The 24,524-nt window shown below is 72.3% G+C and carries 37 protein-coding genes; 5 read left to right on the top strand and 32 right to left on the bottom strand.

Translation table 11 applies throughout. The features are described from left to right. Positions 1–87: 87 nt before the first annotated feature. From glmS to ACI79W_RS01840, 6 genes are all read right to left on the bottom strand, one after another. Complete coding sequence (glmS, locus tag ACI79W_RS01865) at positions 88–1,965, bottom strand: glutamine--fructose-6-phosphate transaminase (isomerizing) (RefSeq protein ID WP_456560370.1); 1,878 nt, start codon at positions 1,963–1,965, stop codon at positions 88–90. Positions 1,966–2,072: 107 nt separating this feature from the next. Next, positions 2,073–3,416: a phosphoglucosamine mutase gene (glmM, locus tag ACI79W_RS01860; protein WP_456560369.1), complete on the bottom strand. Its 1,344-nt coding sequence runs from the start codon at positions 3,414–3,416 to the stop codon at positions 2,073–2,075. A gap of 11 nt (positions 3,417–3,427) precedes the next feature. After that, positions 3,428–3,847 (bottom strand): 30S ribosomal protein S9, encoded by a 420-nt coding sequence (gene rpsI / locus ACI79W_RS01855; protein WP_456560368.1) that lies wholly within the window; start codon positions 3,845–3,847, stop codon positions 3,428–3,430. Further along, complete coding sequence (gene rplM, locus ACI79W_RS01850) at positions 3,844–4,287, bottom strand: 50S ribosomal protein L13 (RefSeq protein ID WP_091929078.1); 444 nt, start codon at positions 4,285–4,287, stop codon at positions 3,844–3,846. The genes rpsI and rplM overlap by 4 nt, the downstream gene beginning before the upstream one ends. 144 nt (positions 4,288–4,431) lie before the next feature. Further along, positions 4,432–4,917 (bottom strand): beta-class carbonic anhydrase, encoded by a 486-nt coding sequence (locus ACI79W_RS01845; protein WP_456560367.1) that lies wholly within the window; start codon positions 4,915–4,917, stop codon positions 4,432–4,434. Continuing rightward, complete coding sequence (locus tag ACI79W_RS01840) at positions 4,910–5,920, bottom strand: PfkB family carbohydrate kinase (RefSeq protein WP_456560366.1); 1,011 nt, start codon at positions 5,918–5,920, stop codon at positions 4,910–4,912. The genes ACI79W_RS01845 and ACI79W_RS01840 overlap by 8 nt, the downstream gene beginning before the upstream one ends. A gap of 59 nt (positions 5,921–5,979) precedes the next feature. Here ACI79W_RS01840 and moeA point away from each other — a divergent pair, with 59 nt between their 5' ends. The 3 genes from moeA to ACI79W_RS01825 all read left to right on the top strand — a co-directional run bounded on the left by moeA (position 5,980) and on the right by ACI79W_RS01825 (position 8,217). Beyond that, complete coding sequence (gene moeA, locus ACI79W_RS01835; protein WP_456560365.1) at positions 5,980–7,182, top strand: molybdopterin molybdotransferase MoeA; 1,203 nt, start codon at positions 5,980–5,982, stop codon at positions 7,180–7,182. Between the two features lie 64 nt (positions 7,183–7,246). Next, entirely contained in the window at positions 7,247–7,720 is a 474-nt protein-coding gene (moaC, locus tag ACI79W_RS01830; protein ID WP_456560364.1) for a cyclic pyranopterin monophosphate synthase MoaC, read from the top strand. After that, positions 7,717–8,217: a MogA/MoaB family molybdenum cofactor biosynthesis protein gene (locus tag ACI79W_RS01825; RefSeq protein ID WP_456560363.1), complete on the top strand. Its 501-nt coding sequence runs from the start codon at positions 7,717–7,719 to the stop codon at positions 8,215–8,217. Before moaC ends, ACI79W_RS01825 begins: the two co-directional genes overlap by 4 nt. A 134-nt stretch (positions 8,218–8,351) precedes the next feature. On the opposite strand, the gene fdhD is transcribed toward ACI79W_RS01825, so the two are convergent. Next, entirely contained in the window at positions 8,352–9,188 is an 837-nt protein-coding gene (gene fdhD, locus ACI79W_RS01820; RefSeq protein WP_456560362.1) for a formate dehydrogenase accessory sulfurtransferase FdhD, read from the bottom strand. A 40-nt stretch (positions 9,189–9,228) separates the two neighbouring features. Here fdhD and mobA point away from each other — a divergent pair, with 40 nt between their 5' ends. Beyond that, positions 9,229–9,819 carry a molybdenum cofactor guanylyltransferase gene (gene mobA / locus ACI79W_RS01815; protein ID WP_456560361.1) on the top strand — a complete coding sequence of 197 codons (591 nt, stop codon included), beginning with the start codon at positions 9,229–9,231 and terminating at the stop codon, positions 9,817–9,819. A 9-nt stretch (positions 9,820–9,828) separates the two neighbouring features. Beyond that, entirely contained in the window at positions 9,829–10,494 is a 666-nt protein-coding gene (locus ACI79W_RS01810; RefSeq protein ID WP_456560360.1) for an NAD(P)-binding oxidoreductase, read from the top strand. Between the two features lie 31 nt (positions 10,495–10,525). Here ACI79W_RS01810 and truA read toward each other — a convergent pair whose 3' ends face one another. The 25 genes from truA to rplP form a co-directional block, all read right to left on the bottom strand. Next, complete coding sequence (truA, locus tag ACI79W_RS01805; protein WP_456560359.1) at positions 10,526–11,317, bottom strand: tRNA pseudouridine(38-40) synthase TruA; 792 nt, start codon at positions 11,315–11,317, stop codon at positions 10,526–10,528. Positions 11,318–11,420: 103 nt separating this feature from the next. Next, entirely contained in the window at positions 11,421–11,795 is a 375-nt protein-coding gene (locus tag ACI79W_RS01800; RefSeq protein ID WP_456560358.1) for a hypothetical protein, read from the bottom strand. Then, the gene (rplQ, locus tag ACI79W_RS01795; RefSeq protein ID WP_456560357.1) at positions 11,792–12,382 is read right to left on the bottom strand and encodes a 50S ribosomal protein L17; all 591 of its coding nucleotides are present in this window, start codon (positions 12,380–12,382) and stop codon (positions 11,792–11,794) included. The genes ACI79W_RS01800 and rplQ overlap by 4 nt, the downstream gene beginning before the upstream one ends. A 140-nt stretch (positions 12,383–12,522) precedes the next feature. Then, a complete protein-coding gene (locus ACI79W_RS01790; protein WP_236829299.1) occupies positions 12,523–13,599 on the bottom strand; it encodes a DNA-directed RNA polymerase subunit alpha in 1,077 nt (358 codons plus the stop codon). Between the two features lie 139 nt (positions 13,600–13,738). Further along, on the bottom strand, positions 13,739–14,365 hold the full coding sequence (rpsD, locus tag ACI79W_RS01785; protein ID WP_456560356.1) for a 30S ribosomal protein S4: 627 nt from the start codon (positions 14,363–14,365) through the stop codon (positions 13,739–13,741). A 35-nt stretch (positions 14,366–14,400) separates the two neighbouring features. Next, a complete protein-coding gene (gene rpsK, locus ACI79W_RS01780; RefSeq protein WP_012950456.1) occupies positions 14,401–14,808 on the bottom strand; it encodes a 30S ribosomal protein S11 in 408 nt (135 codons plus the stop codon). Positions 14,809–14,906: 98 nt separating this feature from the next. Then, entirely contained in the window at positions 14,907–15,287 is a 381-nt protein-coding gene (rpsM, locus tag ACI79W_RS01775) for a 30S ribosomal protein S13 (protein WP_456560355.1), read from the bottom strand. A gap of 14 nt (positions 15,288–15,301) precedes the next feature. Next, positions 15,302–15,415, bottom strand: a complete 114-nt coding sequence (gene rpmJ, locus ACI79W_RS01770) for a 50S ribosomal protein L36 (RefSeq protein ID WP_012950458.1) — start codon at positions 15,413–15,415, stop codon at positions 15,302–15,304. A 67-nt stretch (positions 15,416–15,482) separates the two neighbouring features. After that, positions 15,483–15,704, bottom strand: coding sequence for a translation initiation factor IF-1 (infA, locus tag ACI79W_RS01765; protein WP_012950459.1), 222 nt, complete (start codon positions 15,702–15,704; stop codon positions 15,483–15,485). A gap of 353 nt (positions 15,705–16,057) precedes the next feature. Further along, positions 16,058–16,861 (bottom strand): type I methionyl aminopeptidase, encoded by an 804-nt coding sequence (gene map, locus ACI79W_RS01760; protein ID WP_456560354.1) that lies wholly within the window; start codon positions 16,859–16,861, stop codon positions 16,058–16,060. Positions 16,862–16,953: 92 nt separating this feature from the next. Next, positions 16,954–17,568: an adenylate kinase gene (locus ACI79W_RS01755; RefSeq protein WP_456560353.1), complete on the bottom strand. Its 615-nt coding sequence runs from the start codon at positions 17,566–17,568 to the stop codon at positions 16,954–16,956. Next, the gene (gene secY / locus ACI79W_RS01750; RefSeq protein WP_456560352.1) at positions 17,568–18,878 is read right to left on the bottom strand and encodes a preprotein translocase subunit SecY; all 1,311 of its coding nucleotides are present in this window, start codon (positions 18,876–18,878) and stop codon (positions 17,568–17,570) included. The genes ACI79W_RS01755 and secY overlap by 1 nt, the downstream gene beginning before the upstream one ends. A gap of 109 nt (positions 18,879–18,987) precedes the next feature. Then, entirely contained in the window at positions 18,988–19,431 is a 444-nt protein-coding gene (rplO, locus tag ACI79W_RS01745) for a 50S ribosomal protein L15 (protein WP_305998213.1), read from the bottom strand. A gap of 13 nt (positions 19,432–19,444) precedes the next feature. Beyond that, positions 19,445–19,627 carry a 50S ribosomal protein L30 gene (gene rpmD, locus ACI79W_RS01740; protein WP_456560351.1) on the bottom strand — a complete coding sequence of 61 codons (183 nt, stop codon included), beginning with the start codon at positions 19,625–19,627 and terminating at the stop codon, positions 19,445–19,447. Between the two features lies 1 nt (position 19,628). Next, on the bottom strand, positions 19,629–20,243 hold the full coding sequence (gene rpsE / locus ACI79W_RS01735; protein WP_026857030.1) for a 30S ribosomal protein S5: 615 nt from the start codon (positions 20,241–20,243) through the stop codon (positions 19,629–19,631). Positions 20,244–20,292: 49 nt separating this feature from the next. Further along, the gene (rplR, locus tag ACI79W_RS01730; protein ID WP_456560350.1) at positions 20,293–20,715 is read right to left on the bottom strand and encodes a 50S ribosomal protein L18; all 423 of its coding nucleotides are present in this window, start codon (positions 20,713–20,715) and stop codon (positions 20,293–20,295) included. After that, positions 20,715–21,254 (bottom strand): 50S ribosomal protein L6, encoded by a 540-nt coding sequence (gene rplF, locus ACI79W_RS01725; RefSeq protein WP_456560349.1) that lies wholly within the window; start codon positions 21,252–21,254, stop codon positions 20,715–20,717. Before rplF ends, rplR begins: the two co-directional genes overlap by 1 nt. A 15-nt stretch (positions 21,255–21,269) precedes the next feature. After that, positions 21,270–21,674 carry a 30S ribosomal protein S8 gene (rpsH, locus tag ACI79W_RS01720; RefSeq protein ID WP_456560348.1) on the bottom strand — a complete coding sequence of 135 codons (405 nt, stop codon included), beginning with the start codon at positions 21,672–21,674 and terminating at the stop codon, positions 21,270–21,272. A 189-nt stretch (positions 21,675–21,863) separates the two neighbouring features. Beyond that, positions 21,864–22,049, bottom strand: coding sequence for a type Z 30S ribosomal protein S14 (locus tag ACI79W_RS01715; RefSeq protein ID WP_091929101.1), 186 nt, complete (start codon positions 22,047–22,049; stop codon positions 21,864–21,866). Positions 22,050–22,068: 19 nt separating this feature from the next. Beyond that, positions 22,069–22,653 carry a 50S ribosomal protein L5 gene (gene rplE / locus ACI79W_RS01710; protein WP_456560347.1) on the bottom strand — a complete coding sequence of 195 codons (585 nt, stop codon included), beginning with the start codon at positions 22,651–22,653 and terminating at the stop codon, positions 22,069–22,071. A 5-nt stretch (positions 22,654–22,658) separates the two neighbouring features. Continuing rightward, entirely contained in the window at positions 22,659–23,006 is a 348-nt protein-coding gene (gene rplX / locus ACI79W_RS01705) for a 50S ribosomal protein L24 (protein WP_456560346.1), read from the bottom strand. A 2-nt stretch (positions 23,007–23,008) separates the two neighbouring features. Further along, on the bottom strand, positions 23,009–23,377 hold the full coding sequence (gene rplN / locus ACI79W_RS01700; RefSeq protein WP_091929103.1) for a 50S ribosomal protein L14: 369 nt from the start codon (positions 23,375–23,377) through the stop codon (positions 23,009–23,011). Positions 23,378–23,585: 208 nt separating this feature from the next. Further along, positions 23,586–23,876 (bottom strand): 30S ribosomal protein S17, encoded by a 291-nt coding sequence (gene rpsQ, locus ACI79W_RS01695; RefSeq protein ID WP_456560345.1) that lies wholly within the window; start codon positions 23,874–23,876, stop codon positions 23,586–23,588. Continuing rightward, the gene (gene rpmC / locus ACI79W_RS01690; protein WP_236825794.1) at positions 23,873–24,106 is read right to left on the bottom strand and encodes a 50S ribosomal protein L29; all 234 of its coding nucleotides are present in this window, start codon (positions 24,104–24,106) and stop codon (positions 23,873–23,875) included. The genes rpsQ and rpmC overlap by 4 nt, the downstream gene beginning before the upstream one ends. Next, positions 24,106–24,522: a 50S ribosomal protein L16 gene (gene rplP / locus ACI79W_RS01685; RefSeq protein ID WP_014377986.1), complete on the bottom strand. Its 417-nt coding sequence runs from the start codon at positions 24,520–24,522 to the stop codon at positions 24,106–24,108. Before rplP ends, rpmC begins: the two co-directional genes overlap by 1 nt. Between the last annotated feature and the right edge of the window lie 2 nt (positions 24,523–24,524).

Below are 24,524 nucleotides of genomic sequence, written 5' to 3'. Positions count from 1 at the left end.
CCTCACCGCAGCGCGTCTCCCCCCACCGTCTGCCGTGAGGGAGGACGCGCCATGATCAGGTCCCCGGACCATGGCGACGGGCAGCCGCTATTCGACGGTGACGCTCTTGGCCAGGTTGCGCGGCTGGTCGACGTCGTAGCCCCGGGTGTCGGCGATCTCGCAGGCGAGCACCTGCAGCGGCACCGTCGTCACCACCGGCGCCATGAGCGTGGGCGTCCGGGGCACGCGGATGAGCTCGTCGGCGAAGGGGACGACGTCCTCGTCACCGTCCTCGGCGATCACGATCGTGCGCGCCCCGCGGGCCCGCACTTCCTGGATGTTGGAGACGACCTTGCCGTGCACCGAGTTGCGGCTGCGGGGCGAGGGCACGATGACGACGACCGGGGTGCCCTGGTCGATGACGGCGATCGGGCCGTGCTTCAGCTCCCCGGCGGCGAAGCCCTCGGCGTGGATGTAGGCGAGCTCCTTGAGCTTCAGCGCACCCTCGAGCGCGACCGGGAAGCCGACGTGGCGCCCCAGGAAGAGGATGGTGCCCGCATCGGCCAGCGACCGGCCCAGCGCGCGCACCGGCTCCATCTGCTCGAGCACCTCCTCGACGGCGTCGGGGAGCTTGCGCAGGTCCTCGACGATCGCGGCGATCTCGTCCTCGTACTTGACGCCGCGCACCTGGGCCAGGAACAGGCCGACGAGGTAGCAGGCCACGACCTGGGCGAGGAACGCCTTGGTCGAAGCCACCGCGATCTCCGGCCCGGCGTGGGTGTAGAGGACGGCGTCGGACTCGCGCGGGATGGTCGAGCCGTTGGCGTTGCAGATGGCCAGCACGCGGGCCTTCTGGTCCTTGGCGTGCCGCAGCGCCATCAGGGTGTCCATCGTCTCGCCCGACTGGCTGATGACGACGACCAGCGTGGAGCGGTCCAGCACGGGGTCGCGGTAGCGGAACTCGCTGGCCACCTCCACCTCGACCGGGATCCGGGTCCAGTGCTCGATGGCGTACTTGGCGATCAGGCCCGCGTGGTAGCTGGTGCCGCACGAGACGACGAAGATCTTGTCGATGTCGCGGAGCTCCTGGTCCGACAGGCGGACCTCGTCGAGCACGAGCTCGCCGTCCTCGCCGAGCCGGCCCAGCAGCGTGTCGGCGATCGCCTGCGGCTGCTCGGCGATCTCCTTGAGCATGAACCAGTCGTAGCCGCCCTTCTCGGCGGCCGCGGCGTCCCAGTCGACGGTGTAGGCGGTGGGCTCGGCCGGCGCGCCGTCGAAGCCGGTGACCGTGAGCCCCCGGGTCCGGTCGATCTCGACGACCTGGTCCTGGCCGAGCTCGCGCGCCTCCTTGGTGTGCCCGATGAACGCGGCGACGTCGGAGCCCAGGAAGTACTCGGGGGTGCCGTCGGCCGTCTCGCCGATGCCGACCACCAGCGGGCTGCTGCGCCGGGCGGCGACGAGGGTGTCGGGCTCGGCGACGTGCGTGGCGACGAGGGTGAACGCGCCCTCCAGCCGCTGGCAGACCGCGCGCATCGCCTCGGCCAGCCGGCCGGGCCCCGCCGGGGCCGACTCGTAGACGGCGGCCAGCAGGTGGGCGACGACCTCGGTGTCGGTCTCGGAGCTGAACTCCACGCCGGTGGCCTCGCACCCGGCCCGCAGCGCGGCGAAGTTCTCGATGATCCCGTTGTGGATCACCGCGACCGCGCCGTCAGCGGAGAGGTGCGGGTGGGCGTTCCGGTCGGTAGGGCCACCGTGGGTGGCCCAGCGTGTGTGCCCGATGCCGATGGTCGCGGCCGGGAGCGGCTGGTCGGCCAGCACCTTCTCCAGGTTGGCGAGCTTGCCGGCCTTCTTCGCCGAGCTCAGCTCACCCTCAGCGACGACGGCGATGCCCGCGGAGTCGTAGCCGCGGTACTCCAGTCGCCGCAGTCCTTCCAGGACGACGTCCCGGGCGTCCTGCGGGCCGACGTATCCCACGATGCCGCACATTCGCCCGAGAGTACCGGGAGTGGCGGACCGATCCGTCCAGGCCACGCATGCACGGCGACGCCGCGTCGCACGGGGCTTCCAGCGCCCCAGGCGTCACACGACCGCGGTCAGCGCACCTCGGCCACCACATCGGCGAGGCGCCGGGCCACCCGGTCCGCCTGCTCCTGCGTGGGAGCCTCGACCATGACGCGCACGAGCTGCTCGGTGCCGGAGGGCCGCAGGAGGACCCGGCCGGTGTCACCCAGCTCGGCCTCGACCTCGTTGACCGCGGCGGCGACCTCGTCGCTCGCGGCCACCGCGAGGCGGTCGGAGACGGGCACGTTGACCAGCACCTGCGGCAACCGCTGGACCACCGAGGCGAGCTCCGCCAGCGACGCGCCGGTCCCGGCCATCCGGGAGAGCAGCGCGAGCCCGGTCAGCAGGCCGTCGCCGGTGGTGGCGTGCTCCAGGAAGACCAGGTGGCCGCTCTGCTCCCCGCCGAGGCTGAGGTCGTGCGCGCGCAGGGCCTCCAGCACGTAGCGGTCACCGACCGCAGTCGTGTTCACCGAGATGCCGGCGTCGCGCATCGTGTGGTGGAAGCCGAGGTTGCTCATGACCGTCGCGACGACCGTGTCGGACTTCAGCGCACCGCGCTCGTGGAGGTCCAGTGCGCAGATCGCCAGGATGGCGTCGCCGTCGACGACCTCGCCCTCGGCGGTCACGGCCAGGCACCGGTCGGCGTCACCGTCGTGGGCCAGCCCGATGTCGGCGCCCCGCGCCCGGACGGCCTCGACCAGCGGTCCGAGGTGGGTGGAGCCCACGCCGTCGTTGATGTTCCAGCCGTCGGGCTCGCAGCCGATGGCGTGCACCGTCGCCCCGGCGCGCCGGTAGACCTCGGGCGCCGCCGTGGCGGCCGCCCCGTGCGCGGCGTCGACGACGACCGAGAGCCCGCTCAGGGGCCGGTCGACCGTGGAGAGCAGGTGCTCGACGTAGGCGTCCGTACCGTCGGCAAGCGCGCTGACGCGGCCGATCGAGCCGCCGGTGGGGCGGTGCCCGTCGGAGGCACCGGAGGTGACGGTCCGCTCGATGGCGGCCTCGACGGCGTCGGGCAGCTTGTGCCCACCGCGGCTGAAGAGCTTGATGCCGTTGTCCGGCATCGGGTTGTGGCTGGCCGAGATCATGACGCCGAGGTCGGCGTCGCTGCGGCCGGTCAGCCAGGCCAGCGCCGGGGTCGGCACGACGCCGGCGAGGAGCACCTCGGCTCCCGCGCTCGTGAGGCCCGCGACGACCGCGGCCTCGAGCATCTCCCCGCTCGCGCGGGGGTCGCGGCCGACGACCGCGACGGGACGCGAGGTCCCGTCGCGGTCGGCGAGCACGCTTGCGGCGGCGCGTGCCACCGAGAGGGCCAGCTCCGGCGTGAGGTCGGAGTTGGCCCGACCCCGGACGCCGTCGGTCCCGAAGAGGCGACCCACGGACGTACCGGTCAGCGCTTGGAGTACTGGGGCGCCTTGCGGGCCTTCTTGAGCCCGTACTTCTTGCGCTCCTTGACCCGCGGGTCACGGGTCAGGAAGCCGGCCTTCTTGAGGGCCGGGCGGTCCTCGGACTCGACCTCGATGAGAGCGCGGGCGATGGCCAGGCGCAGCGCGCCGGCCTGCCCGGTGACGCCGCCACCCTTGAGGATGCCGACGACGTCGTACTGCTCGGCCTTCTCGAGGGTCACGAACGGCTCACGGATGAGCTGCTGGTGCACCTTGTTCGGGAAGTACTCCTCGAGGGAGCGGCCGTTCAGCTTGAACTGGCCGGTGCCGGGGAGCAGCCGCACGCGGACGACGGCCTCCTTGCGCCGGCCGACGGTCTGCACCGGACGCCCCTCGGCGTCGGTCACGGTCAGTGCGCTGGTCACTGGGCCACCTGCTTGATCTCGTAGGTCTGGGGCTGCTGCGCGGCGTGCGGGTGCTCCGGGCCGGCGTAGACCTTGAGCTTCTTCAGCATCTGCCGACCCAGCGTGTTGTGCGGGAGCATGCCCTTGATGGCGCGCTCGATGACGCGGTCGGGGTGCGTCCGCAGCTGGTCGCCCACGTTGATGGTCTTGAGGCCACCCGGGTGACCCGAGTGCCGGTAGGCGAGCTTGTCGTCCCGCTTCGACCCGGTCAGGGCGACCTTGCCGGCGTTGACGATGACGACGAAGTCGCCGACGTCCACGTGCGGGGCGTACTGGGGCTTGTGCTTGCCGCGCAGGAGCTGCGCGGTCTGGCTGGCGAGTCGACCGAGCACCACGTCAGTGGCGTCGATGACGTGCCAGGCCCGGGCGACCTCGCCGGGCTTGGGGGTGTACGTGCGCACGGCGCGCGTCCTCCGTCGTCGTCGGGATGGCTGGTGGGATCGCCTCGCCGAGCACGGGAGACGGATCTGCACGCGCGGCACCAGCCGGCACGCGCGCCAACCGAGCACGATACCAGCAGCGCCGGAGCGGTCTCCCGCCCGCGGTCACACCACCTCGCGGAGCCGCCCGGTGTCGACGTCGTAGACCGTCCCCCGCACCTCGCGCGAGAGGAGGTAGGGGCAGTCCCGCAGCAGGCGCATCGACTCCCGCACGTCCGCGTCGACGTCGGTGAAGGTGCGGGCCGACCACGGCGGCCGGCGGCCGGTGGCCCGCTCCACCAGGTCGGCGAAGTCGACGTCGTTGCTCTTCTGCAGCCCGCAGTCGGTGTGGTGGACCAGCACGATCTCGCGGGTGCCGAGCAGGTGCTGCGAGATCGTCAGCGACCGCACCGTGTCCTCGGTGACGACGCCACCGGCGTTGCGGATCACGTGCGCGTCACCGACCTCCAGGCCCAGGAGCGGGAACAGCGGCATCCGCGAGTCCATGCAGGCGACGACGGCGACCTTCCGCGCAGGGGCCACCGGCTTGCTGCCGGGGAAACGCTCCGCCCACTCCGCGTTCGCCTCGAGCATCCGGTCGATCTCAGCCACGCCCGGACGATAGCCGGACGCCGCCGCGACCGCGCTCCCGGTCGATCACCCCGGCCAGTGCCACCGGGTCCAGCGCCGCCCGCCCGCCCGCGCGCGCGACCGTCGAGGCCGCCGCCGCGGCGGCGAGCCACGCCGCCTCCTCGGGGCCGCCCCGGCCGCGCAGCGCCGCGACGAGCGCCGCGACCCACGCGTCCCCGGCACCGGTCGGGTCGACCGGCGAGCCGCCCAGCCGGGGCACGAGGACCTCGCCGTCGGCCCACGCCGGGTCGGCCTCCCCCACGCCCGCCGTCACCCCGGGAGCCGGGCCGGCACGCCACGCCACCAGGTCGCCCTCCTCGCCGGTGGCCAGGGCCACCAGCCGGGGGCCGGCCGACAGCAGTCGCGCGGCGGCGTCGCGGGCGTCGTCGGGTCCGGACAGCCGCTGGCCCACCAGTAGCTCGGCCTCGGCGGCATCGGCCCGGACGACGTCGGCGCGGCCGAGCACCGCGTCCCGCGTGCCCGCGTCCTCCGGCGCCCCGTCGGCCACCACGAGCGCCGTCCGGGGCGCCCGTCCCAGCGCCGCGCGCACCGCCGCGCCGGGTTGCTGCAGCTGGAGGCTGAGGACCTGGCAGCCCGCGATGAGCGCCCCGGCCGCGGCGACGTCGGCGGGGGTGAGCAGCACCGCGGGCGGCACGTCCTCCACCAGCCGTCGCCGGCCGCCGTCCTCGACCAGGTCGAGGAGGAGGGCGGTCGTCGCGTCCGGCCGGGTGACGACGCCCGAGACGTCGACGCCGTCGGCGGCGGCCTGCGCCAGCACGTCCCGCCCCGCAGGGTCGTCCCCGACGACGCCGACCAGCGCCACCGGGACGCCGAGCTGCGTGAGCGCGACCGCCTGGTTGGCCCCCTTCCCGCCGAGCACCTCCGTGCGGCCGGTGGCGGAGGCCGAGCCACCGACGTCCGGCACCGCCGTGAGCCGCAGCACGAGGTCGCGGCCGACCTGTCCCAGCACGACCACCGCAGCCATGCCGCACCTCCTGGCGACCGCCGCTGTCGGGGAGGCGGCGATGGGCGAGGATGTGCCCCGTGCGGACGGTCGAGGAACACCAGGCGGCGGTGAGCGCGCTGCTGCCCGCCCTGCCCGAGGAGACCGTGCCCCTGGCGGAGGCGCACGGACGTGTGCTGGCACGCGACGTCGTCGCCGAGGTGCCGCTGCCCGGCTTCGACAACTCGGCGATGGACGGCTACGCCGGTCGCTGGGCCGAGCTCGCCGGCGCCGACGGCGGCCCGGTGCGGCTCCCGGTGGCCGAGGACATCCCCGCCGGACGCACCGACGTCGTCCCGCTCGCGCCGGGCACCGTCCACCGGATCATGACCGGCGCCCCGCTGCCGCCGGGGGCCGACGTCGTCGTCCCCGTCGAGCTCACCGACGGCGGTACCGAGATGGTGGAGATCCGTGACCGGCCCGCGGCCGGGAGCCACCTGCGGGCGGCGGGCGAGGACATCGCCGCCGGCACCGTCGCGCTCTCCGCCGGCGCCCCGCTCGGTGCCGCCCAGCTCGGCCTGGCCGCGGCGGTGGGCGTCTCGGAGCTCGTCGTCCGGCGCCGGCCGCGGGTGCTCGTCCTCTCCACCGGCAGCGAGCTGGTCGCGCCGGGGCAGCCGCTGGCGCGCGGCCAGATCTACGAGTCCAACTCGGCGCTGCTGGCGGCCGCGGTGGAGGAGGCCGGGGGCGCCCCGCGGCGGCTGCACTTCGTCCCCGACGACGTCGACCAGTTCCTCGCCACCGTGCGCGCCGAGGTGGCGACGGCCGACCTGCTGATCACCAGCGGCGGCGTCAGCGCCGGCGCCTACGAGGTCGTGAAGGACGCCTTCCGGGCACTGGGCACCGTCGAGTTCGGCAAGGTCGCGATGCAGCCCGGCGGCCCCCAGGGCGCCGGCACCGTCGACGGCGTCCCCGTGGTCACCCTGCCCGGCAACCCGGTCAGCGCCTTCGTCTCCTTCGAGGTGTTCGTCCGCCCGGCGCTGCGCCGCGCCCTCGGGCACACCTCGCCCGACCGCCTGCGGGCACCGGCCCGGCTCTCCGGCCCGCTGCGCTCCCCCGCCGGCCGCCGCCAGTTCCTGCGCGGCCGCTACGACGGCGGTGAGGTCTCCCAGGTCGGCGGCCCCGGCTCGCACCTGGTCGCGCACCTGGCCCGGGCCAACTGCCTGGTCGTCGTCCCCGAGGACGTCACCGAACTGCCCGCCGGCGCCTCCGTGGACGTCGTGCTGATCGAGGGAGCACTCCAGTGAGTGGACAGCGAGTGAGCATCGCAGCGAGGGACGAGCGAGCGCGGGGACGAGCGGGAGCACTGCGGTGAGCGAGCCGCGTCTCACCCACGTCGACGAGTCCGGGGCCGCCCGGATGGTGGACGTCTCCGCCAAGACGGTGACCGCCCGGGAGGCCACCGCCGCCGGCCGCGTGCTGGTCAGCCCCGAGGTCGTGCGCCTGCTGCGCGGCGAGGGGGTGCCCAAGGGCGATGCCGTGGCGGTGGCGCGCATCGCGGGCATCGCCGGGGCGAAGCGGACCCCGGACCTCGTGCCGCTGTGCCACCCGATCGCGCTGCACGGCGTCACCGTCGACCTCGAGGTCGCCGACGACGCCGTCGAGATCACCGCGACCGCCCGCACCGCCGACCGCACCGGGGTGGAGATGGAGGCGCTCACGGCGGTCACCGTGGCCGGGCTGACGATGATCGACATGGTGAAGGCCGTCGACCCGCGAGCGGCGATCACCGACGTCCGGTTGCTGCGCAAGACCGGCGGCAAGAGCGGGGAGTGGACCCGGTGACCGCCCCACTGCCGTCCGACGCCCGGGCGATGGTGCTGACTGCCTCCAACCGCGCCTACGCCGGCGTCTACGACGACCGCAGCGGCAAGGCCCTCGCCGACGGTCTCGCCCGGCTGGGCTTCGACGTGGAGGGGCCGCACGTCCGCCCGGACGACGCCGTCGAGCTGGAGAACGTGCTGCGCAACGCCGTCGACGCCGGGTTCGACGTGGTGCTCACCACCGGTGGCACGGGGCTCTCCCCCACCGACGTCACCCCCGAGGCCACCCGCGCGGTGATCGAGCGCGAGGCGCCGGGTATCGCCGAGGCGGTGCGCCGGTACGGGGCCGAGAACGGGGTGCCGACGGCGGTGCTCTCCCGCGGCGTGGCCGGGACGGCGGGGCGCACGCTCGTCGTCAACCTGCCGGGATCGACCGGTGGTGTGAAGGACGGGCTCGCGGTCCTGGCACCGCTGCTCCCCCACGTGGTCAGCCAGCTGCGCGGCGGCGACCATGCTTGACGTCGTCCTCCGGACGACACCGCGGCCGGGTTCCGTCCCCGGCCTGCGCTGAGCGCGTCCTGACCTCCGTCGCGGGAGCCTCCGGCCCCCACCCCTGCGGTCACCCCGCGGGGCGGCTCCCGTCAGGTGCTGCGTCAGTTCTCCGGTGCCAGCTGGATGCGCTCGGTACGGGTGTAGACGTTGCAGCCGTCGCCGCGCAGGAAGCCGACCAGGGTGATGCCCACCTCGCGGGCGAGCTCCACGGCGAGGGACGACGGCGCCGACACCGCGGCCAGCACCGGGATGCCGGCCATGGCGGCCTTCTGGGTCAGCTCGAAGCTGGCCCGGCCGCTCACCATCAGCACCTGCCCGGCCAGCGGCAGCCGGCCCTCGCGGACGCCGTCGCCGATCACCTTGTCCACGGCGTTGTGCCGGCCGACGTCCTCCCGGAGGGCGAGCAGCTCCCCGCCGGCGGTGAACAGGCCCGCCGCGTGCAGACCGCCGGTCTTGTCGAAGACCTGCTGGGCGGCCCGCAGGCGGTCGGGCAGCGCCAGCAGCACCTCCAGCGGCAGCTCCACGGCATCGGCGGCGACGTCGAACGCGGTCTTGGTGCGGATGGCGTCGATGCTGGCCTTGCCGCAGACGCCGCACGAGCTCGACGTGTAGAAGTTCCGCTCCAGCCCGGTGTCGGGCACCGGGACGCCGGGCGCGAGGTCGACGTCCACGACGTTGTAGGTGTTGCGGCCGTCGGCGTCCACCGAGTCGCAGTAGCGCAGGCCCGCGACGTCGTCGGCCCCGCGGATGACCCCCTCGGTCGCCAGGAACCCGTGCACGAGGTCGAAGTCGTCGCCGGGCGTGCGCATGGTGATCGCGAGGGCGGTGCCGCCCAGGCGGATCTCGAGCGGCTCCTCGGCGGCGACCGTGTCCGGCCGGGTGGTGTGCTGCGGACCGCGGATGCGCAGCACCGGGGTGCGGCTGGTGACTCGTCCCACGCGGGCGACGGTACCCATGCCGCGGGCCTACGGTGACGACGTGGACCCCCTGCCCCCCTACGCGGCCGTGGTGTTGGCCGGCGGCCGGGCCGAACGGCTGGGCGGGGAGGCCAAGCCACAGCTGCGCGTGGGCGGCCGGACCCTGCTCGCCACCGTCCTCGACGGGGTGGCCGACGCACAGGGCCGGGTCGTGGTCGGACCGGCGCAGGAGGTTCCGGACGGCGTCCTCCTGACGCGCGAGACGCCACCCGGCGGCGGTCCGGTGGCTGCGCTGCGCGCCGGCCTCGACCACGTGGAGACCCCCGCCGTCGTCGTCCTCGCCGCCGACCTCCCGTTCCTCACCGCCGACCTGGTCCTGCAGCTGCGCCGGCGGCTGCGCCGCGACGGGGTGCTGGTGGTCGACGAGGACGGCCGGGACCAGTTCCTGCTCGGTGCCTGGCGCACCGCGGCCCTGCGCGCGGCCGTGGCGGACCCGGCCGGCCCCCGGGCGCTGCACCGGGTGGTGTCCGGCCTGGCCGTCGACCGCTGGTCCCCGCCGGTCGAGCCCGGCCGGCCGGCACCGTGGTCGGACTGCGACACCCCCGAGGAGCTGGCGCGGGCGCGGGCGGTAGCCGGCGGACCTCCCGGGTAGGGCCCGGGCATGCGCATCGTCATCGCCGGGGCCCACGGGCAGGTCGCCCGCCGCCTCGGCCGTCTGCTGTCCAGCCGCGGCGACGCCGTCGTCGGCCTCGTCCGCAACCCCGACCACCGGGCCGACCTGGAGGCCGACGGCACCACCCCGGCGGTGGTCGACCTCGAGTCCGCCTCCGTCGACGAGGTCGCCGAGGTGGTGCAGGGTGCCGACGCCGTCGTCTTCGCCGCCGGCGCCGGCCCGGGCAGCGGGGCGGCGCGGAAGGACAGCGTCGACCGGGGTGCCGCGGTGCTGCTCGCGGACGCCGCCGAGCGCGCGGGCGTGCGGACCTACCTGCTGGTCTCCTCCATGGGCACCGACCTCGTCGCCGGCGGCCGCCCACCCGAGGGCCTCGACGACGTGTTCGCCGCCTACCTGCGCGCCAAGCTGGCCGCCGAGCAGGACCTGCTCGCGCGCCCGGCGCTCGCGGTGACGGTGCTGCGCCCGGGCGGGCTGACCGACGATCCCGGGACGGGGCGGGTCACCCTCGACCGGCACGTCGAGCGGGGCGAGATCCCGCGCGACGACGTGGCGGCCGTCCTGCTCGAGCTCCTGGACCACCCGCGCGACGGCGCGGTCGTCGAACTCGTCGCCGGCGGGACGCCGATCTCGGAGGCGGTCGCCGCGGTGCCGTGACCGGCTGCGTGACGCCCGCCGACCCCCCGCGTCACCCGTCGCGACGGGCCCGGGTGACGCCGGTCCGGGCGGCGAGCGCGGCGTCAGGCGGGTAGTCGACGGCGAGCAGCGTCAGCCCGTGGGCCGGAGCCACCGGCACCTCGCTGGCGCGCTCGGTGCGCTCGAGCAGCCCGGCCGGCCAGTCCAGCGGGCGCCGGCCCTCGCCCACCGCGACGAGCCCGCCCACGAGGCTGCGCACCATCGAGTGGCAGAAGGCATCGGCCGAGGCGTCGATGCGGACCACCTCGACACCGTCCTCCGCGACGCGCGAGACGTTCAGCCGCAGCAGGGTGCGCATGGTGGTCGCGCCCGCCCGCCGCTTGCAGTAGGCGGCGAAGTCGTGCTCGCCGAGGAGCAGACCGGCGGCGAGGTCCATGGCCGCGTCGTCGAGCCGGCGGGGCCAGGCCACCGTGTCGGTCCGGCGCAGCGGCGGCGGCCCGGCCGGGTCGTCGGTCAGCCGGTAGGCGTAGTGGCGGGCCAGCGCGGCGAAGCGTGCGTCGAAGTCCGGGTGCGCCTCGGAGACCGAGCGGACGGCGAGGTCGGGCGGGAGCACGCCCCGCAGCCGGCGGACCAGCTTCGGCGCCTGCTCTGCCCAGACCTCCCGCGGCAGGTCGCAGTGCGCCACCTGACCGGTGGCGTGCACCCCCGCGTCGGTGCGGCCGGCGACGGTCAGGTCGACGTCCCGGCGCAGCACCGTGGCCAGGCCGCGCGCCAGTTCCTCCTGCACGGTCCGAACCGCCGGCTGACGGGCCCAGCCGTGGAACCCGGTGCCGTCGTACTGCACGTCGAGCCGGAGACGGACGAGCCCGCCACCGGCTTCGGTGGCGGGCTCGTCCTGGGGCCTTGTCCGGGACTCGGCACCCGTGAGCGGCGTGGTCAGCGACCGGTCACTTCGGGTCGGGCGCGGCGTCGCCGCCCTGGTACTGCTCGCTGGCCGTCGCGGCGTCGCCCAGCTCGGCGGCCTCGACCTCGGCCGCGGCGGCGCGCGCCACCTCGGGCGAGAGCGCGGGGTCCTCCACGACGGCGGCGTTCTCGCGCTGGGGCTGCGGCGTGACATCGCCGTCGTCCTGGCGCTCGTCGTCGGGGTTGTAGAGGTCGGTGACGATCTCCTGGGCCTCGTCGCTGACGCTGCCGTCGGTCACGGCCGGCGAGGTGTCGCCTCCGGGACCGGTGGTCTCACCCTCGAACGTGGCCCCCTGGTCGCCGCCACCGGCGGAGACGCCGGCGGCGCCGGCGCCCGGCACGTCCTGGGGCTCGCTCATCGGGCGTCCGTGCCCTCGGCGTCGGCGTCCGCGGCGGGCGCCTCGGCAGCGACCTCGTCGGGGGTGTCGGCGCTGTCGACCGAGTCGGGGCTGTCGACCGAGTCCGCGGAGTCGGTCGGCTCGACGACGTCGGCGGTGACCTCGCCGGCGGCCGCGGCAGCGCCGGCACCGGTGGCGAACTGGGTGCCACGGGCACGCTCGGCCTCGCCGACGGCCTGCTGGCCCACGGTCAGCGCCTCGACGAGCTCGATGACCGCCATGGGGGCGTTGTCGCCCTTGCGCGGGCCGACCTTGGTGATGCGGGTGTAGCCGCCGGGGCGGTTCTCGTAGCGAGGACCGATCTCGGCGAACAGCGTGTGGACGACGTCCTTGTCACGGATGGTCGTCATCACCTGACGACGGGCGTGCAGGTCACCGCGCTTGGCGAAGGTCACCAGCTTCTCGGCCAGCGGACGCAGCCGCTTGGCCTTCGCCTCGGTGGTGGTGATCCGCCCGTGCTCGAACAGCGAGGTGGCCAGGTTCGCCAGCATCAGCCGCTCGTGCGCGGGCGAGCCGCCGAGACGGGGGCCCTTGGTGGGGGTGGGCATGTCGGTCCTTCCTCAGGCGGCCGGGCGCTCGGTGCCGGCTGCATCCGTGGTGCAAAGCGTCTGTGGTGCGTCGTCCAGTGTTGCGCGTCGGACGGCGGTGCCGGGCGGCGGGTCACCCCGCCGCCCGGCTGCGCCGTCCCTCAGAGCTGTTCGGTCTCCTGGTAGGAGCCGTCGTCGTACTGCGCCTGGTCGTAGCCCGCGGCGTACTCGCCGGTGCCCTGGTAGGCGTCGGTCTCGTACCCCTCGTCGTAGCTCTCGATCGAGGTGGGGATGAACCCGGGCGGGCTGTCCTTGAGCGCGAGGCCCATGGCCGCCAGCTTCATCTTGACCTCGTCGATCGACTTGGCCCCGAAGTTCCGGATGTCCAGCAGGTCGGCCTCGGAACGGGTGACGAGCTCACCGACGGTGTGCACGCCCTCGCGCTTGAGGCAGTTGTAGGACCGGACGGTGAGGTCCATGTCCTCGATCGGCATCGAGAAGTTCGCGATGTCGGCGGCCTCGGCCGGGCTCGGCCCGACCTCGATGCCCTCGGCGTCGACGTTCAGCTCGCGCAGCAGGCCGAACAGCTCCACCAGGGTCGACCCGGCCGACGCGATGGCGTCGCGCGGGGCGATGGAGGGCTTGGTCTCGACGTCGACCACGAGGCGGTCGAAGTCGGTGCGCTGCTCGACACGCGTGGCCTCGACGGCGTACGTCACCTTGAGGACCGGCGAGTAGATGGAGTCGACCGGGATGCGGCCGATCTCCTGGCCGGGCTGCTTGTTCTGCGGGGCCGGCACGTAGCCGCGGCCGCGCTCGACGACCAGCTCGATCTCCAGCCGGCCCTTGCCGTTCAGGGTGGCGATGTGGAGGTCGGGGTTGTGCACCTCGACCCCGGCCGGCGGCGCGATGTCCGCGGCGGTGACCTCACCCGGGCCCTGCTTGCGCAGGTACATCGTGACCGGCTCGTCGGAGTCGGAGCTGACGACCAGGCCCTTGAGGTTCAGGATGATCTCGGTGACGTCCTCCTTGACGCCCGGCACGGTGGTGAACTCGTGCAGGGTGCCCTCGATGCGGATGCTGGTGACAGCGGCACCGGGGATGGACGACAGCAGCGTGCGCCGCAGGGAGTTGCCGAGGGTGTAGCCGAAGCCGGGCTCCAGCGGCTCGATGACGAACCGCGAGCGCTGCTCGGTGATGGTCTCCTCGGTCAGCGTGGGGCGCTGTGCGATGAGCATTGCGTTTCTCCTTCAGGTCCTCCGGCACCCGCCATATGACGCCGTGAGGGGGTGGTGCTGGCCTCGCGCGGGCATCTGTCCGCCCGTCGGAGCCTTGCCCCAGGTGCCGGGATCGCTCCCGGCACCTGGGGACGAGCCGCTACTTGGAGTAGAGCTCGACGATCAGCTGCTCCTGGACCGGGGTGTCGATCACCTGGCGGGCCGGGATGCCGTGCACCAGCACACGCAGCTGGTTGCTGATGACCTCCAGCCACGGCGGCACGGGTCGCTCACCGGCACGGGCCTGGGCCACCTCGAACGGCATCATGGTGCGCGACTTCTCGGCGACCTCGATGATGTCGTTCTCGCTGACCCGGTAGGACGGGATGTCGACCTTGCGGCCGTTCACCCGGATGTGGCCGTGGCGCACCAGCTGGCGCGCCATGTCGCGGGACTCGGCGAAGCCGGCCCGGTAGACCACGTTGTCCAGCCGCGACTCGAGGATCTGCAGCAGGACCTCACCGGTCTTGCCGGTCTTGCGGTTGGCCTCTTCGTAGTAGCCGCGGAACTGCTTCTCCAGCACGCCGTAGATCCGGCGGGCCTTCTGCTTCTCGCGCAGCTGCAGCAGGTACTCGCTGTCCTTGCTGCGACCCCGGCCGTGCTCACCCGGCGGGTAGGGCCGGATCTCGATCGGGCACTTCGGGGACTCGCACTTGCTGCCCTTGAGGAACAGCTTCATCTTCTCGCGCCGGCACATGCGGCAGTCGGCTCCGGTGTAACGGGCCACGTCTATCTACCTCGTTCGATCTCGTCGGTGGCCGGTCAGACCCGGCGACGCTTCTTGGGGCGGCAGCCGTTGTGCGGCTGCGGGGTGACGTCCTGGATCTGCCCGACCTCGAGGCCGGTGGCCTGCAGCGAGCGGATCGCGGTCTCGCGGCCGGAGCCGGGACCCTTCACGAAGACGTCGACCTTGCGCATGCCGTGCTCCTGCGCCTTGCGGGCCGCGTTCTCGGCGGCCATCTGCGCGGCGAACGGCGTCGACTTGCGCGAGCCCTTGAAGCCGACGTGGCCGGCGGAGGCCCAGCTGATCACGTTCCCGGTCGGGTCGGTGATCGAGACGATCGTGTTGTTGAACGTGCTCTTGATGTGCGCAGCACCGTGAGCGACGTTCTTCTTCTCCTTGCGGCGGACCTTCTTGGCACCGGCCGCGGCGCGAGCCCTGGGAGGCATGTGTCTGTGGGTTCCTTCTCTTCGTGGCCTAGAGAGGCAGCACGCGCGCGCACCGTCGCTCCCCCCTCACGGGCTCTGCGACGACGCGCTCTCGCGGCCTACTTCTTGCCGGCCTTCTTCTTGCCGGCGATGGTCTTGCGCGGGCCCTTGCTCGAGCGCGCGTTGGTGCGGGTGCGCTGACCGTGCACCGGGAGGCCACGGCGGTGCCGCAGGCCCTGGTAGCAACCGATCTCCACCTTGCGGCGGATGTCGGCGGCCACCTCGCGGCGGAGGTCACCCTCGACGCGGAAGTGCTCGTCGATGTAGTCGCGCAGCTTCAGCAGGTCCTCGTCGCTGAGGTCCCTGGCGCGCAGGTCGGGGTTGACCCCCGTCGCGGCCAGGGTCTCCTTGGCGTGGTGCTTGCCGATGCCATAGATGTAGGTGAGCGCGATCTCCATCCGCTTCTCGCGGGGGAGGTCGACGCCAGCCAGTCGTGCCATGTTCTGGTACTCCCTCAGCCCTGGCGCTGCTTGTGCCGGGCGTTGTCGCAGATGACCATGACCCGGCCGTGCCGGCGGATCACCTTGCACTTGTCGCAGATCTTCTTCACCGACGGCTGGACCTTCACCGGTGCCGCCCCTCATTCCTCGAAATCGATGTGCCGGGACCCCGCACCTGGTGCGGGTCCGCGACGGTCACTTGTAGCGGTAGACGATGCGACCGCGCGTCAGGTCGTAGGGCGACAGCTCCACGACCACGCGGTCCTCGGGCAGGATGCGGATGTAGTGCTGACGCATCTTGCCGCTGATGTGGGCGAGCACCCGGTGCCCGTTCTGCAGCTCGACCCGGAACATCGCGTTGGGCAGCGGCTCGACGACGCGACCCTCGACCTCGATGGCCCCGTCCTTCTTCGCCATGCCGTACACGCACTCCTTGACTCGGTGGTACTGGTTCCTCCCGCGCCCGCACCGGTACCCGGCTGGACGCGCTCGGAGATTGCAGATCGGGTGGTGCTGACGCTCTCGCAGAGGGCGCTCCGGGTCATGCGGCCACAGCACGACGACGGAACGGCGCTAGCGCCACAGAAGATCGTACCCCGGTGCCCGGCGAGTCACCAACTCGCCCCTGGCGTGACGGCCCGCACCCCGCGGCGTCGTCCCGGACCGGGCGCCGGCACCACGCCGGATCGGCCCTGGCGACCGACTGGATCGGCCTCGTCGCAGGGCCCCCGGTGCGAGCGCGGCGAGTACCGGGCGGCGACGGGGTCCCTCTAGGTGCGGGGGGTGATGCCGAACGGGGCGAGCCCCGCGACGCCGCCGTCCTCGGCGGTGAGGACCCACGGGCCCTCGGACGTGATCGCGACCGTGTGCTCGAAGTGAGCCGCGCGCGACCCGTCCTTGGTGACGACGGTCCAGCCGTCCTCGAGCTCCACCGTCGCCGGGTCGCCCACGGTGACCATCGGCTCGATGGCCAGCGCCAACCCGGGGACCAGCTTGGGTCCGCGACCGGGACGGCCGTAGTTGAGCACGTGCGGGTCCTGGTGCATCTCGGTGCCGATGCCGTGCCCGCCGTAGTTGTCGACGATGCCGTACGGGTGCTGCTCCCGGCGGATCTCGGCCTCGACGGCCGAGCTGATGTCGGTGAGCCGGCCGCCGGCCACCGCGCGGGCGAGCCCCGCCCACATGGAGCGCTCGGTCACGGCCATGAGCGCCGCGTCCTCCGCCGAGGGCTCCCCCACGGTCAGCGTCACGGCGGAATCACCGTGCCAGCCGTGCAGGATCGCGCCGCAGTCGACGGAGATGTTGTCGCCGGCTGCCAACGTCCGGTCCTTGCGCGGGATGCCGTGCACGATCTCGTCGTTGATCGACGCGCAGATGCTGCCCGTGAAACCGTGGTAGCCCAGGAACGAGGGCACCGCCCCCGCGCTGCGGATGTGGTCCTCGGCGATCGCGTCGAGCTCGCCGGTGGTCACCCCTGGCCGGATGGCGGCGCGGACCGCCGCGATGGCACCGGCGACGACGAGGCCCGCACCCCGCATCAGCTCGATCTCGTGCGGCGTCTTGATCTGGATCATGCGTCCACTCCACTTCGCGAGCAACGGAAGGCGGCCGAGGAGTCCTGCCGTCATCTGCCGAGTTGCTCCTTCACCGCGCCGGACCCGTCAGGTCAGACGGCGGCCGGCTGACCGGCCTCGCCGTCACCGTCGGCGCCCAGCGCGCGCAACGCACGGGAGGTGACCTCCTCGACGGAGCCGATCGCGTCGATGCGCGCGAGCAGCCCCTCGCCCTCGTAGAAGCCGGAGAGCGGCGCGGTCTGTTCCCGGTAGACCTCGAGCCGGTGCCGTACCGTCTCGGGCTTGTCGTCGTCCCGCTGGACCATCTGGCCGTCGACGAGCATCCGCCGACCGGACAGCCGGCGGACCAGCTCCTCCTCCTCGACCACGAGCTCGAGAACCCGATCGAGGCCGTGCCCGAGGTCCTGCAGAGAGGACCTCAGCTGCTCGGCCTGGGCGATCGTCCGCGGGAACCCGTCGAGCAGGAAGCCGGCGGCGGCGTCCGCCTCGGCCAGCCGGTCCTTGACCATGGCCACGGTGATCTCGTCGGGGACGAGGTCACCGGCGTCCATGTAGACCTTGGCCTTGCGGCCCAGCTCGGTCTGGCCGCTCACGTTCGCCCGGAAGATGTCACCCGTCGAGATCGCGGGGACGCCGAGCTTGCCGGCGATGATCTGCGCCTGGGTGCCCTTGCCCGCTCCGGGCGGCCCCAGGAGGACGACGCGCACTACTTCAGGAACCCTTCGTAGTTGCGCTGGTTGAGTTGCGTCTCGATCTGCTTCACCGTCTCCAACCCCACTCCGACCATGATCAAGACGGCGACGCCGCCGAACGGGAAGTTCTGGTTCTGCCCCTCCTGCGTGATGGCCAGGAAGAAGTTGGGCAGGACGGCAACCACGCCCAGGTAGATCGACCCCGGCAGGGTGATCCGGGACAGCACGTACTGGAGGTACTCGGCGGTCGGCCGCCCCGGGCGGATGCCCGGGATGAAGCCGCCGTACCGCTTCATGTCGTCGGCCCGCTCCTCCGGGTTGAACGTGATCGACACGTAGAAGTACGTGAAGAAGACGATCAGGCCGAAGAAGACCGCGATGTGGACCGGGCTGCTCTGGTCGATGACGTACGTCTCGAAGAACTGGCGGACGCCACCGGTCTCGGTGCCCTGGAGCTGGACGATCAGCTGCGGCAGGTAGAGCAGGGACGACGCGAAGATGACCGGGATGACGCCGGCCTGGTTGACCTTCAGCGGCAGGTAGGTGGACGTGCCGCCGTACATGCGGCGCCCGACCATCCGCTTGGCGTACTGGACCGGGATGCGCCGCTGGGCCTGCTCGACGTAGACGACCGTGCCGATGATGACGACCGCGAAGGCGCAGACGACGGCGAAGACGACGCCGCCCCGGGTCTGCAGGATCGACCCGCCCTCGGCCGGGATGCGCGCGGCGATGGAGGTGAAGATCAGCACGGACATGCCGTTGCCGATCCCCTTCTCGGTGAGCAGCTCGCCGAGCCACATGATCAAGGCGGTTCCGGCGGTGAGCGCGATCACCAGGACCACCGTCGTCCAGACGGAGTCCGAGGGGATGATCTCCTCGCTGCAGTTCGGGAACAGCTGCCCGCTGCGGGCCAGGGCGATGATGCCGGTCGCCTGCAGGACCGCCAGCGCGATCGTGAGGTAGCGGGTGTACTGGGTCAGCTTCGCCTGACCCGACTGCCCTTCCTTCTTCAACTGCTCGAACCGCGGGATCACCACGACCAGCAGCTGGACGATGATGCTCGCCGTGATGTACGGCATGATGCCCAGCGCGAACACCGAGAGCCGCAGCAGCGCGCCACCGGAGAACAGGTTCACCAGCGAGTAGACGTCGCGCTGGTCGGAGGCCTGCGCCGCCTCCAGGCAGCTGTTGATCGCCTCCACCGAGACGCCGGGCCCGGGGACCGCCGCCCCCAGCCGGTAGATGGCGATGATCGCCAGGGAGAACAGCAGCTTGCGCCGGAGATCTGGCGTCCGGAACGCCGCGGCGAACGCCTGCAGCACGTGCCCTCCCCTTGTCGGTCGAGTCAGTGTAAGGACCCCCCTGCCCCCCACCGCTCGCAGGCTCGCGGCGGGACCCTGCAGGAGGGCCGGGGCAGAGGGGTCCTCGGGACTAGATGCGGGTGGTGCTGCCTCCGGCCGCGGCGATCTTCTCGGCCGCGGAGGCGGAGAAGGCGTTCGCGTGCACGTCGACCTTGACCCCGCCGAGGTCGCCGGTGCCGAGCACCTTGACGGGCTGGCCGCGGCGCACGGCGCCGGCCTCGGCCAGCGTGTCCGGGTTGACCGGACCGCCCTGCGGGAACAGCGCCGCGATCCGGTCGAGGTTGACGACCTGGAACACGACCTTGTTGTTGTTCTTGAAGCCCGAGAGCTTGGGCAGCCGCATGTTCAGCGGCGTCTGCCCACCCTCGAACCGCGCGGAGACGGTGCCCCGCGCGCCGGTGCCCTTGGTACCGCGCCCGGCCGTCTTGCCCTTGGAACCCTCACCACGACCCACCCGGGTCTTCTTGGTGTGGGCGCCGGGGGCGGGCCGCAGGTGGTGGACCTTCAGAGTCATGTTGTGCCCCTGCTCAGCTGATCTCTTCGACGGTGACCAGGTGCGGCACCGTCGCGACCATCCCGCGGATCTCGGGACGGTCCTCCTGGACGACCGAGTCGTTGATCTTCTTCAGGCCCAGCGAACGCAGCGTCTGGCGCTGGTTGGGCTTGGTGCCGATCGCGGACTTGATCTGGGTGACCTTCAGCTGCGCCATCTCAGACCCCCTGACCCGCACGCGCACGGAGCATGGCGGCCGGGGCGACGTCCTCGAGGGGCAGGCCGCGGCGGGCCGCGATCTCCTCGGGGCGGACGAGGTCCTTCAGCGCCTGCATGGTGGCGTGCACGATGTTGATCGGGTTCGACGAACCGAGGCTCTTGGAGAGCACGTCGTGGATCCCGGCGCACTCGAGCACGGCACGCACCGGGCCACCGGCGATGACACCGGTACCGGGGCTGGCCGGCTTGAGCAGCACGACACCGGCGGCCGCCTCACCCTGCACCGGGTGCGGGATGGTGCTGGCGATGCGCGGCACCTTGTAGAAGTGCTTCTTGGCCTCCTCGACGCCCTTGGCGATCGCCGCGGGCACCTCCTTGGCCTTGCCGTAGCCGACGCCCACGGTGCCGTCACCGTCGCCCACGATCACCAGGGCGGTGAAGCTGAAGCGCCGACCACCCTTGACGACCTTGGACACGCGGTTGATGGCCACCACGCGCTCGATGTAGTTGCTCTTCTCGGCGGGCGCGCCACCGGGGCCCCGCCCGCCGTCACGGCGGTCCCGGCGGTCGTTACCGCCGCCGGCGCCGCCGCCGCGTCGCTGTGGTCCTGGCATCAGACGTCCCTCTCGATCTGCTCGCTCGTGCTGGTGGGGTGGGTGGTCATCAGAAGTCCAGCCCACCCTCGCGGGCACCGTCGGCCAGGGCGGCGATGCGCCCGGCGTAACGGTTGCCACCGCGGTCGAAGACGACCGCCGTGATCCCGGCGGCCTTCGCGCGCTCGGCCACCAGGGCGCCGACCTGACGGGCGAGGGCCGACTTGTCGCCCTCGGCCCCGCGGAGGCCGGCGTCCATGGTCGACGCGCTCACCACGGTGCGGCCGACGGTGTCGTCGACGACCTGCACGTGGATGTGGCGAGAGCTGCGCTTGACCACCAGGCGCGGACGTTCCGGCGTGCCGGAGACCCGCTTGCGCAGCCGGTTGTGACGACGGAGCCGCGAGGTGCGGCGCGCCGTGCTGATGTCGGTGCCGACGGGCTTGCGGCCGCCGGCGGTCTTCCCGTTCTTGGAAGCAGTTGCCTGAGCCATCACTTACCCGTCTTCCCGACCTTGCGCTTGACGACCTCGCCCTGGTACCGCACACCCTTGCCCTTGTACGGGTCGGGCTTGCGGATCTTGCGGATCTTGGCCGCCACCTCACCGACCAGCTGCTTGTCGATCCCGCTGACCCGCAGGCGGGTCGGGGACTCGACCGCGAAGGTGATGCCCTCCGGGGCCTTCACCGGCACGGGGTGGCTGAAGCCCAGGGCGAACTCGAGGTCCGAGCCGCGCGCCTGGACGCGGTAACCGACACCGACGATCTCGAGGGTCTTGGTGTAGCCCTCGGTGACGCCGGTGATCATGTTGGCGATCAGAGTCCGCGAGAGCCCGTGCAGGGCGCGGTTCTGCCGCTCGTCGTTGGGGCGCTGCACCCGCAGCGTGCCGTCCTCGTCGCGTACGACGGTGATCGGCGCGGCGACCGTGTGGCTGAGCGCGCCCTTGGGTCCCTTCACGCTGACCGTCTGACCGTCGATGGCGACGTCCACACCACCGGGCACGGCGATCGGGAGTCGTCCGATCCGTGACATCTTCGCTCGCTCCTCTTACCAGACGTAGGCGAGGACTTCCCCGCCCACGCCCTTCTTGGTCGCCTGCTTGTCGGTCAGCAGCCCGGTCGAGGTCGAGATGATCGCCACGCCGAGTCCGCCGAGCACCTTGGGCAGTGCGGTGGACTTCGCGTACACCCGCAGACCGGGCTTCGAGACCCGGCGGACCCCGGCGATGCTGCGCTCGCGGTTGGGGCCGTACTTCAGGTCGATCACCAGCTGCTTGAAGGGGTTGCCGTCCTTGTCGACGTCGTCCACGCGCCAGCCGGCGATGTAGCCCTCCTGCTGGAGGATCTCGGCGATGTGCGTCTTCAGCTTCGACGACGGCATGACCGCGGAGTCGTGGTACGCCTGGTTGGCGTTGCGCAGACGCGTCAGCATGTCTGCGATGGGGTCGGTCATGGTCATGACGTGAGTGGTGCCTCTCTCGCCGCGGTTCCTCGTGCGCCGGGTCTCAGGGACTTGGCGCCGGGCCTCTCGGCGATCGGTGGTGCCCGGTGGATAGGTGCTACTGCGCGGTGCGTCCGGCCTGCGTCGGCCCCGTCCCGGGTCCCACCCCGAGCGTGCGAAGGGTGGGGAGGACGGGGTCCTTCACCAGCTGGACTTGCGCACGCCGGGGAGCTCCCCGGCGTGGGCCATCTCCCGCAGGCAGATCCGGCACAGGCCGAACTTGCGGAAGACGGAGTGCGGGCGACCGCACCGCTGGCAGCGGGTGTAGCCGCGCACCTTGAACTTCGGGGTGCGGGCCGCCTTGTTGATCAGCGCCTTCTTGGCCATCTCTTCTCTCCTGCCCGGCTCAGCGGACGGTCGTGATGACGGGCTGGCCGGCGAAGGGGAAGCCCAGCTGGCGGAGCAGCTCGCGACCCTCCTCGTCGTTGGTCGCGGTGGTGACCAGGGTGATGTCCATACCGCGGGGGCGGTCGATCTTGTCGACGTCGATCTCGCGGAACATCGACTGCTCGGTCAGCCCGAACGTGTAGTTGCCGTTGCCGTCGAACTGCTTGGCGTTCAGCCCGCGGAAGTCGCGGATGCGGGGCAGGGCCAGCGACAGCAGGCGGTCGAGGAACTCCCACATGCGGTCGCCGCGGAGGGTGACCTTCGCGCCGATGGGCATGCCCTCGCGCAGCTTGAACTGGGCGATGGACTTGCGGGCCCGGACGACGGCCGGCTTCTGACCGGTGATGGCGGTCAGGTCGCGGACCGCGCCGTCCATCAGCTTGGCGTCGCGGGTGGCCTCGCCGACGCCCATGTTGACGACGATCTTCGTCAGGCGGGGGATCTGCATGACGTTCTCGTAGCCGAACTCCGACTGGAGGGCGGGCACGATCGTCTCGCGGTAGTGGGCGAGCATGCGGGGCAGCTCACGGGTGGGTGCGCTCATGAGGTTCAGAGGTCCTTACCGGTGCGCCGCGAGACCCGGATGCTGCGGCCTTCCTCGTCCTTGCGGTATCCGACCCGGGTCGGCTTCTCCTCGGAGTCGACCACCATCACGTTGCTCACGTGGATGGCCGCCTCCTGCGTGACGATCCCGCCCTGCTGGGCGCCGCGCTGCGTCGAGCTGATGCGGGTGTGCTTGCGCACGCGCCCGACACCCTCGACCAGCACGCGCTGGAGCTTCGGGTAGGCGGCGATGACGCGTCCCTTGGCGCCCTTGTCCTTGCCGGACAGGACCAGGACGGTGTCGCCCTTCTTGACCTTCATCGACGGCGTCTTGCCGTTGCTGGCGGCAGCCATGATCACAGCACCTCCGGGGCGAGCGAGATGATCCGCATGAAGCGCTTGTCGCGGAGCTCCCGGCCGACCGGCCCGAAGATGCGCGTGCCGCGCGGGTCGCCGCTGTCGCGGATGATGACCGCGGCGTTCTCGTCGAAGCGGATGTAGGAGCCGTCGGGACGACGCCGCTCCTTCACCGTGCGGACGACCACGGCCTTGACCACGTCGCCCTTCTTGACGCCGGCGCCCGGCAGCGCGTCCTTCACGGTGCCGACGATCACGTCGCCGATGCCCGCGTAGCGTCGCCCGGAGCCGCCGAGAACCCGGATGCAGAGGATCTCCTTCGCACCGGTGTTGTCGGCGACTCGCAGCCGCGACTCCTGCTGGATCACGTCCTACTCCCCAATACTTGTGGTGACAGCCGGGCCGGAACGGTGAACCGGCTGTCCGGCACTCGCGTGCGGACGCACCGGCGGCTGCTGCCGCCGGTGCGTCCGAAGCGCGGGTACCGGGATGCGGCGCGCGTCCCCGTTCGAGCGGTGGGGTGCGCGCCAGTCGTCCAGGGTACTCCTACCCGCCACGGCCCCGGAGGGCCGCCTCTTACTTGGCCTTCTCGATGACCTCGACCAGCCGCCACCGCTTGGTGGCCGACGTGGGCCGGGTCTCCATGATCTGCACGCGGTCACCGATGCCGGCGACCCCCTGCTCGTCGTGGGCCTTCAGCTTGCTGGTCCGGCGGATGACCTTGCCGTAGAGGCCGTGCTTCACGCGGTCCTCGACCTCGACGACGATGGTCTTCTCCATCTTGTCGCTGACGACCAGGCCCTCGCGGACCTTGCGGTAGCCACGGCCGGCCAGGCCGGGGCCGGACGACTGCTGGGTCTCGCTCATGCCACACCCTCGCTCGGGGCGACCGAGAGACCCAGCTCGCGCTCGCGCATGATCGTGTAGATCCGGGCGATGTCGCGGCGGACGGTCTGCAGTCGCCGGTTGTTGTCCAGCTGGCCGGTGGCCACCTGGAACCGCAGGTTGAACAGTTCTTCCTTCGACTCGCGCAGCCGCGAGGCGAGCTCATCCACGGAGAGCTCGCGCAGCTCGGGAGCGGTCAGACCAGCGGCCATCACACTTCTCCTTCACGCGTGATGAAGCGGCACTTCATCGGCAGCTTGTGGATCGCGCGGCGCATGGCCTCGCGGGCCACGGGCTCGGCGACACCGGACAGCTCGAACAGCACGCGGCCGGGCTTGACGTTGGCCACCCACCACTCGGGCGACCCCTTACCCGAACCCATGCGGGTCTCGGCGGGCTTCTTCGTCAGCGGGCGGTCGGGGTAGATCGAGATCCACACCTTGCCGCCACGACGGATGTGCCGGGTCATCGCGATACGCGCCGACTCGATCTGCCGGTTGGTGACGTACGCCGGCTCCAGGGCCTGGATGGCGTACTCACCGAAGTTGATCTCGGTGCCGCCCTTGGCCCGGCCGGAGCGGCTCGGGTGGTGCTGCTTGCGGTGCTTGACGCGCCGTGGGATGAGCATGG

The organism is Blastococcus sp. SYSU DS0533, assembly GCF_054050775.1.
This window is presented reverse-complemented; position numbering and strand designations above follow the sequence as displayed.

Bases quoted from the DNA above. Each gene is read 5' to 3' on its own strand.
- glmS (WP_456560370.1), bottom strand. From the start codon at position 1,965: ATGTGCGGCATCGTGGGATACGTCGGCCCGCAGGACGCCCGGGACGTC.
- ACI79W_RS01840 (WP_456560366.1), bottom strand. From the start codon at position 5,920: ATGGCTGCGGTGGTCGTGCTGGGACAGGTCGGCCGCGACCTCGTGCTG.
- ACI79W_RS01810 (WP_456560360.1), top strand. From the start codon at position 9,829: ATGCGCATCGTCATCGCCGGGGCCCACGGGCAGGTCGCCCGCCGCCTC.
- ACI79W_RS01800 (WP_456560358.1), bottom strand. From the start codon at position 11,795: ATGAGCGAGCCCCAGGACGTGCCGGGCGCCGGCGCCGCCGGCGTCTCC.
- rplQ (WP_456560357.1), bottom strand. From the start codon at position 12,382: ATGCCCACCCCCACCAAGGGCCCCCGTCTCGGCGGCTCGCCCGCGCAC.
- ACI79W_RS01790 (WP_236829299.1), bottom strand. From the start codon at position 13,599: ATGCTCATCGCACAGCGCCCCACGCTGACCGAGGAGACCATCACCGAG.
- rpsK (WP_012950456.1), bottom strand. From the start codon at position 14,808: ATGCCTCCCAGGGCTCGCGCCGCGGCCGGTGCCAAGAAGGTCCGCCGC.
- rpsM (WP_456560355.1), bottom strand. From the start codon at position 15,287: ATGGCACGACTGGCTGGCGTCGACCTCCCCCGCGAGAAGCGGATGGAG.
- infA (WP_012950459.1), bottom strand. From the start codon at position 15,704: ATGGCGAAGAAGGACGGGGCCATCGAGGTCGAGGGTCGCGTCGTCGAG.
- map (WP_456560354.1), bottom strand. From the start codon at position 16,861: ATGATCCAGATCAAGACGCCGCACGAGATCGAGCTGATGCGGGGTGCG.
- rplO (WP_305998213.1), bottom strand. From the start codon at position 19,431: ATGACTCTGAAGGTCCACCACCTGCGGCCCGCCCCCGGCGCCCACACC.
- rpmD (WP_456560351.1), bottom strand. From the start codon at position 19,627: ATGGCGCAGCTGAAGGTCACCCAGATCAAGTCCGCGATCGGCACCAAG.
- rpsE (WP_026857030.1), bottom strand. From the start codon at position 20,243: ATGCCAGGACCACAGCGACGCGGCGGCGGCGCCGGCGGCGGTAACGAC.
- rplR (WP_456560350.1), bottom strand. From the start codon at position 20,715: ATGGCTCAGGCAACTGCTTCCAAGAACGGGAAGACCGCCGGCGGCCGC.
- rplF (WP_456560349.1), bottom strand. From the start codon at position 21,254: ATGTCACGGATCGGACGACTCCCGATCGCCGTGCCCGGTGGTGTGGAC.
- rpsH (WP_456560348.1), bottom strand. From the start codon at position 21,674: ATGACCGACCCCATCGCAGACATGCTGACGCGTCTGCGCAACGCCAAC.
- ACI79W_RS01715 (WP_091929101.1), bottom strand. From the start codon at position 22,049: ATGGCCAAGAAGGCGCTGATCAACAAGGCGGCCCGCACCCCGAAGTTC.
- rplE (WP_456560347.1), bottom strand. From the start codon at position 22,653: ATGAGCGCACCCACCCGTGAGCTGCCCCGCATGCTCGCCCACTACCGC.
- rplX (WP_456560346.1), bottom strand. From the start codon at position 23,006: ATGGCTGCCGCCAGCAACGGCAAGACGCCGTCGATGAAGGTCAAGAAG.
- rpsQ (WP_456560345.1), bottom strand. From the start codon at position 23,876: ATGAGCGAGACCCAGCAGTCGTCCGGCCCCGGCCTGGCCGGCCGTGGC.
- rpmC (WP_236825794.1), bottom strand. From the start codon at position 24,106: ATGGCCGCTGGTCTGACCGCTCCCGAGCTGCGCGAGCTCTCCGTGGAT.
- rplP (WP_014377986.1), bottom strand. From the start codon at position 24,522: ATGCTCATCCCACGGCGCGTCAAGCACCGCAAGCAGCACCACCCGAGC.